Source organism: Bilifractor sp. LCP21S3_F8 (assembly GCF_052117805.1).
GTDB lineage: Bacteria > Bacillota > Clostridia > Lachnospirales > Lachnospiraceae > Bilifractor.
In genome coordinates, this window is sequence record NZ_JBQKIK010000029.1 from 37,114 (window position 1) to 44,082 (window position 6,969).

Sequence of the window (6,969 nt, forward strand, 5' to 3'; positions counted from 1 at the left end):
TTTTGCACCACCTGCAAACGAAACGCAATTAGTTGATATCCAGATCCGCAGTGACCTGATAGTAATCGCTGGCGTGAGCGGTATAACCCGTCACATTGCTCTTGGAAATCATGTTCATTTGCAGAAAGGAGCAGAAGACAAAGGCGTTGTCATCGAGAATCGCCTGCTGCAGGCGTACGGCCAGCTCACCCCGTTTGGCGGTGTCGAACTCGGTTGACAATTCTTCAATCATAGCACTGACTTCCTTGTTCTCATAGGCGCCAAAGTTGTAGCTCATACCGGGCATGCAGCTGGTGGTAAAGAAATACTGAGGATCACCGGACGGGGCGGTGACCAGAGCGGAGGCATAAATGTCCCAGCTGTTCATATCAGCAAGGAACTCCCGACGGTTGGCAGTACAGTTGATGTCCACATCCATGCCGATCTCCTTCAGGGCAGCCTGAACAGATTCGGCAAGCAGAGGCAGCTCCTGACGGCTGGGATAGGTCAGCCATCGAATGGACAGCTTCACGCCGTCCTTCTCCCGGATGCCGTCGCCGTCGTTGTCCACCCAGCCGGCTTTTTCCAGAACTTCCTTTGCTCCTTCAGGATCGTAGTTTTCTGTAGTAACCTTCTCCCCGCCAAAATTTGAGAAGCCGTTGGGGAATGCGCCATTGGCGGGAACGCCGTGGCCATCCAGCAAGGTCTTCACAAAGCCTTCCTTGTTGATGCCCATGGCAATGGCTTTCCGAACGGCCGCGTCCTGAATGATGGGGCTGGTCATGTTCATGGAGGCAAAAAACGCCCGTGAGGTCTGAATGGAGGAGAACTGATAGTCGTCGTTTTCAAAATTGGGGTAAGCCTCGTATGCCATACCGTAGGCGGCGTCGATGTCTCCAGCCTGTAAAGCGGCGGACAGGGTATCGCCGTCGGACAGAGTGCGAATGGTCAGCTCGTCGATCTTGGGGGTGCCGTTCCAGTAGTTTTCGTTCTTGGTCAGTGTCAGGTGATCGTCCGTGACCATATCCTTCACCACATAGGGACCGGTGCCAATAACGATTCCTTTATCAAAGTCGCTGGCATCCACATCGATGATGCAGCCGTAGGGATCGCCAAGATAGTTCATAAGGGCGGGGTTGGGTTCGCTGGTGATAATGGTCAATACCTGACCGTCCGCCTTGATATCCGTGATCTTTGTGTCGCTGGGAGCGCGATCGTGGTTCGCAAGTAAATGTTCAAGGCACTGCTTCACCGCATTGCCGTCCATTTTCCGTCCGTTGGAGAAGGTAACGTTATCCTGCAAGGTTATGGTCCAGGTGCAGTTACCGTCATTTTCCCATGACTTTGCCAGCCAGGGTTCCAGCTCCATGGTGTCGGTGTAATGCACCAGCGTCTCACCGATACCATAGCGGATGCAGGCCCAGCCGTTGTAGGTGCGATGAGGATCGACGGTTTCCTCCCAGTTTTCAGAGTTGAAGGTGGTGTCGCCGATGGTCATAACTTTCCTGTCTGCGGAGGCTTTCTGCCAGGAAGCATTGCTGCCACTGTCAGCAGCAGGTGCCTGCGCCGGAGCGCTACTGCCGCAGCCAGTCAGCAGAGAAACGACAAGACAGGCAGCCATAATCAGGGAAAACGGCTTTTTCATTTTATAGTTCCTTTCTTCAAGTGCAATATATGGAAGCCAGTCAACCGGACCGGTACCAATGGATGATATTACAGAACACTGTCGATCAAACGTTGCGTGTAAGCATTCCTGGGATGTTGAATGACCTCGTTGGGGGTACCCTCCTCCACAATGCCGCCGTGATACATCACCAGCACCCGGTCACAGAACTGCTGCACAAGAGAGATGTCGTGGCAGATGAACAGGATGGACAGGCTGTTTCCCTGTTGGGAACGAAGCTCATTCAGCAGTTCCAATATTTCCTTCTGAACAGTCACATCCAGCGCGGAGGTGGCTTCATCACAGATGAGAATCCCCGGCTTCACAGCAAGAGCTCGGGCGATGGCCGCTCTCTGGCATTGTCCTCCGCTGACCTGATGGGGATAGCGATCCGCAAAGTCAGCAGAAAGCCCGCACTTCCCCAGAAGCCGCTCCACTTCCTTGCGTGTTTCCTTACGGGACATTCCGATATTCCGCAGACTCTCCCCAATGCCGTCGCCCAGAGTCCGGCGAGGGTCAAAGGAATCTGTGGGAGTCTGGAACACCATCTGCATTTTCCGGTAGACCTTACGAAGTTCCTTGCCTTTCAGATGGGTAATCTCCGCACCCTCCAGCAGAATCCTCCCTTCTGTGACATCCAGCAGCCTGGTGATCAAATTCACTGCAGTCGTCTTGCCGCTTCCGCTTTCACCGATAATACCTAAGCACTCACCAGGACGGAGGTCAAAGCAAATGCCGCTGACCGCGGTGAAATTCTCCTGCCCGCTGCGGGAAAAGATCTTTGTGAGATTTTCAACTTTTAAAATCGGTTCCATCTCATTTCCTCCGTAGTCTCGGCACTGCGGAAAGAAGCTGTCGGGTATATTCTGCCTGTGGGCTCCCAAGTACCTGACGGGTGTCGCCATACTCTACGGCTTCCCCGTTCTTCATCACCAGTATCTTATCTGCCATGGCCCTGATAACCCCTATGTTGTGGGTCACCAAAATCATGGCCGTACCGTAAGTCTTTCGCACCAGCAGTATCTCGTCCAATACCTGTTTTTGCACCGACACATCCAGCGCGGAAGTCGGCTCGTCCGCGAACAATATGCCGGGATTTAAGAGCATTGCCGCCGCAATACCCACCCGCTGCTGCATTCCGCCGGACAGCTCAAAGGGGAAGCTCTCCAGCACCCGTTCTACGTCTTCAAATCCCAGCTTTCCCATCAGCTCTATGGCGCGCTGGTGGAATTCTTGTTTTGAAATCATTCCATGCTCGGTCATCGTCTCGTAAAGCTGTGCGCCGATGGTGCGGATGGGACAGAAGGAGCTGCCCGCGCTCTGGAAGATCATGCCCAATTCCGGTCCGTTGAGTTTGCGAAGTTCTTTAGCGGGCAGATCAGGAAGATTTTTTCCCTTGTACCAGATGTCGCCCCGGGTCACCATTCCGTCATCGCCCAGCAGACCCATGGCAGCTTTAATCAGGGTGGATTTTCCACAGCCGCTTTCGCCTGCTATGCCAAGGATTTCACCGGGCTCCAGGGTGAAGCTCACATCCTTTACAGCCAGAAAGCCATTATAGGAGATACCTACATGGTCATATCGCAACAATTCTGCCATACCGTTACCTCCCCTTGGGATCTGCGTAGTCCCGGATTGTGTCGCCCAGCAGGTTGAAAATCATAACAGAAAGGAAGATCGCGATACCGGGAGAAAAGGTAATCCAGGGAGAGGTGGTCATCAGGCCCCGGGTGTCGCTCATCATGCTTCCCCACTCCGCAATGGGCGGTTTCGCACCCAGCCCTAAGAAACTCAGTGCCGCCAGCTCGATCATCATGGTGCCAATATCCAGCACGGACGTCACCAGAATCGGACCGATGATGTTGGGAAGGATGTGCTTGAAAATGATCTTGCCCGTGCTGCTGCCGGAGAGCTTTGCCGCCTTCATCCAGACTGTTTCCTTCCGGGCAAGGGTCTGGCTCCGGGCGATCCGGGCATATTTGGGCCAGGAAATCACCGCCAGAGCGATAATGGCATTTTGTAATCCACCTCCCAGCACACCCGCTACCGCCAGTGCGAACACCAGTCCGGGGAAAGCAAGAAACAGATCGGAAATCCGCATAAGCACAGTATCCAATGCTTTGCCGTACCAGCCGCAGACCACGCCCACAGCGGTTCCTAAAGCGGTGATGATCGCAACCAGCAAAAGGGTGGAAAAAATACTGGTTCGGCTGCCCACTATAACCCGGGACAGCATATCCCGTCCGTAGCGGTCCGTGCCCAGAAGATGCTCCGCACAGGGCGGCTGTTTGGCGATGCTCAAATTCTGCAAATAAGGGTCATAGGGAGCGAGATACTCCGAGAAAAGGGAGCAGACAATTAACAGCGCAGCGAGTGTGCCGAAGACGATAAGACGTATTTTTACGCTGCCTTTTTTGATTTTCTGCTTCCGTATGGTAACTTCACGCATCCGCACGCACCCCCAGTCGGATTCTCGGATCAAGGGCATGGTAAAGCAGGTCTGTGATCAGATTGACCAATACGTAGATGATTGCCATCCAGACCACATAAGCCTGAATCATGGGATAGTCACGCATGGTGATGGCATCCACCGCCAGCTTCCCCACGCCATCCCACATAAAAATACTCTCAATAATCGCCGTACCGCCCAGAAGACTTCCGATGGACAGAGCCAGCAGCGTGATGATGGTGAGCATGGAGGATTTCAGCACGCTTTTCCAGAGGATAACGGAACTGCGGACACCTCTCGCCTTTGCGCCGATGACGTAATCCTTGTTCAGTTCCTCCAGCACCGCAGCCCGCACCTGCCGCATGTACTTGGCAGACATGGCAATGGCAAGAGTCAGGGTAGGCAGCATGGCGCTCTGGATACTCAGTCCCTTGGAAATAACGGGAAATATTCTCAGTTTGATGGAGAAAATCTGCATGAGAAGCAGCGCCACGAAGAAGTTGGGAAGGGAATTTCCCACGAAGCTGAAAAAACGCAGAACGTAGTCTGTCAGCTTATCATGGCGCACCGCCGTCAGAACCCCCAGCGGAATGGAAATGACCACCGTCATGGCTATAGACAGCGCAGTAAGGAGCAGCGTCGCCGGGAGCTTTGAAATAAACGTCTGAAATACATCCTTCCCGGATATATAGCTCACGCCCATATCGCCCCGCATCATACCGCCCACCCAGGCAAGGTACTGGACGAGAAAGGGCTTATCCAGACCAAGCTCCGCCCGCTTCGCGTCAATGATCTCCTGTGACACCGCACCCTTGTCGCCATAGAGCTCGGTAATAGCATCGCTGCCGGCCGCGCGCATCATAGCAAAAGACAGAAAAGTGATGCCAATTAGGACAGGTATCAATTGTAAGAATCTGCGTAAAACGTATTTCTTCAAATTGCAGCCCCCACTTTACAGCCCTCCACCAGGAACATAGGTGTGGAGGCATTGTTGATCCGTTCTTCTCTCGTCCAGACCTGCTTCCAGATTTCCGTATCGGCATTTGCCTGCATTCCCATCCCCCGAAGCACATCCAGATCCCACGCAGGGCGATGAATCCTGGAAAGCGGGGTCTGACGGGCGATGGCTTCCATGGCATCCACATCCGTTCCGGCAGTTTCGTCCCGGACATCTGAATCCTGAAGGTTCTTCCTGTCCAGTGCGTGTGCTGCCTGGTCATTCTCGTCCCAGAGGTAGCGGTACCAGTTAGCGTCAAAATTCAGGAGCAGCCCGCCGGGTTTCAGCACCCGCATCCAATGGGCATAGGCTTTCTCCGGGTTTGGCAGATTCCATGTGACGTTCCGGGTCACCAGCACATCAAAGGAAGCCGCCCGGAAGGACAGTTCCTCGGCATTCATCTGCCGGAAATCGATCTTCTCCGCCAGCGCCCCTGCGTTGCGCTTCGCTTCCTCCAGCATGGAGGCGGTATAGTCCACCGCTGTCACCTGATAGCCCAGCTCCGCCAGAATAATGGCGAAGAAACCCGGGCCGGTGCCTACATCCAGCACGCGGATCCGCTTCGGGTTGGTATTGGGAAACCGGGCGGCAATGCGCAGGGAGATCAGCTCTCGCCATACCGTTTTCTGGCTGGTTGCCAGCTCCTCCTGATTGACCCCGGAGTAACCGGGAGTCCTGTTTGTCCAGTAGTGGATATTTTCTTCTTCATAGGTTGCAAACTGTTTCATGGCAAAAGTGCCTCCGATTTCTTATTTCTGAGCTGCAATCCCAAACATGGGGGCGGCAGTCAGATCCAGTTCTCCCAACAGACGCTGACCAACCTGTGTGTCCGTCTGACATTTCACAAAGCCTGTTCTTGTCAAAAGCTGCGCATCCCACGCCGGTCGGGATTTCCCAATGTCCATCGAAAGCGTAATGTCGTCATTTTCCTTCTGTAAGACATCCGTCATGCCCACATGTCCGTACGGGCTGTCCGGGGCAACCTTTCGGTTCTGGATGCTGTGGCTGCGCACATGAGAAGCGTAGTCCGCATCAAAATTCAAAAGCACCCCGTCGGGTTTCAACACTCTAAACCACTCGGCATAGGCGCTGTCCGGATCAGGAAGCGTCCATGTAAGATTCCGGCTGATGACCACATCAAAAGAATCATTGGGATAATCCAAATTCTGAGCGTCCATTTCCCGGAAAGTGATATCGAGATTCCGCTGTTTTGCCAGAATCCGGGCTTCCTCCAGCATGGCAGGGGTAAGATCAATTCCCTCCACACGATGCCCCTGCTCCGCCAGAAGCACGGCGAAAAAACCAACGCCGGTGCCCACGTCCAGAATGTCCAGCTTTCTCCGCTCCGGCAGGAACCGTTCGATCTCATGGAGCCACCTTTGCCCCATTTCATTTCCCAGCTCGTTCTTACGCACGGTTCCAAAATCGTGGGAACGCTGTGTCCAGTATTTCTTCACACGTTCTTCCATTTTCACATCCATATTTCCATCCTTCCTCCGACAATTCACCATAAGCAATCATTGGCTTCCCCTTTTCATGCCTGATGAATTAACGGCCGGTATTATTGGTGTAACAAAAATTTTCCTTTTACAGAAGCCCCCTCGGGGGATGAAATTTTTACGACAAAATTGGCCGCACCGGTTTCGTTTCCGGTGCGGCCAGAAATCCTCTGCCTGCTCAGGTAAAACGAGATAAAACACGCTGCGCGAGTTTTATCTCGCTATCGCAACGCTCGCCGCACACGAATACTTCGCATTCGGCTGCGGCTCCCTGTTCGATCGGATAGGGGAGATTTTACCCTCCCCTTCCACACCACCGTACGTACCGTTCGGTATACGGCGGTTCAATAGTTTACACGAACTTTCAGATAGTGGGCTGATA

The 6,969-nt window shown here is 53.6% G+C and carries 7 protein-coding genes; all 7 read right to left on the minus strand.

Annotated elements, in window-relative coordinates; translation table 11 throughout:
- Window positions 1-28: 28 nt before the first annotated feature.
- On the minus strand, window positions 29-1,624 hold the full coding sequence (locus ACTQ3A_RS11840) for an ABC transporter substrate-binding protein (RefSeq protein ID WP_441101067.1): 1,596 nt from the start codon (window positions 1,622-1,624) through the stop codon (window positions 29-31).
- A 68-nt stretch (window positions 1,625-1,692) separates the two neighbouring features.
- Window positions 1,693-2,457 (minus strand): ABC transporter ATP-binding protein, encoded by a 765-nt coding sequence (locus ACTQ3A_RS11845; RefSeq protein ID WP_441494948.1) that lies wholly within the window; start codon window positions 2,455-2,457, stop codon window positions 1,693-1,695.
- Window position 2,458: 1 nt separating this feature from the next.
- Window positions 2,459-3,241, minus strand: coding sequence for an ABC transporter ATP-binding protein (locus ACTQ3A_RS11850; RefSeq protein ID WP_441494949.1), 783 nt, complete (start codon window positions 3,239-3,241; stop codon window positions 2,459-2,461).
- Window positions 3,242-3,245: 4 nt separating this feature from the next.
- Window positions 3,246-4,091: a nickel transporter permease gene (nikC, locus tag ACTQ3A_RS11855; protein WP_441101064.1), complete on the minus strand. Its 846-nt coding sequence runs from the start codon at window positions 4,089-4,091 to the stop codon at window positions 3,246-3,248.
- Entirely contained in the window at window positions 4,084-5,028 is a 945-nt protein-coding gene (locus tag ACTQ3A_RS11860) for an ABC transporter permease (RefSeq protein WP_441494950.1), read from the minus strand. The genes nikC and ACTQ3A_RS11860 overlap by 8 nt, the downstream gene beginning before the upstream one ends.
- The gene (locus ACTQ3A_RS11865; RefSeq protein ID WP_441494951.1) at window positions 5,025-5,816 is read right to left on the minus strand and encodes a class I SAM-dependent methyltransferase; all 792 of its coding nucleotides are present in this window, start codon (window positions 5,814-5,816) and stop codon (window positions 5,025-5,027) included. The genes ACTQ3A_RS11860 and ACTQ3A_RS11865 overlap by 4 nt, the downstream gene beginning before the upstream one ends.
- A 21-nt stretch (window positions 5,817-5,837) precedes the next feature.
- The gene (locus ACTQ3A_RS11870) at window positions 5,838-6,569 is read right to left on the minus strand and encodes a class I SAM-dependent methyltransferase (RefSeq protein ID WP_441494952.1); all 732 of its coding nucleotides are present in this window, start codon (window positions 6,567-6,569) and stop codon (window positions 5,838-5,840) included.
- Window positions 6,570-6,969 lie beyond the last annotated feature (400 nt).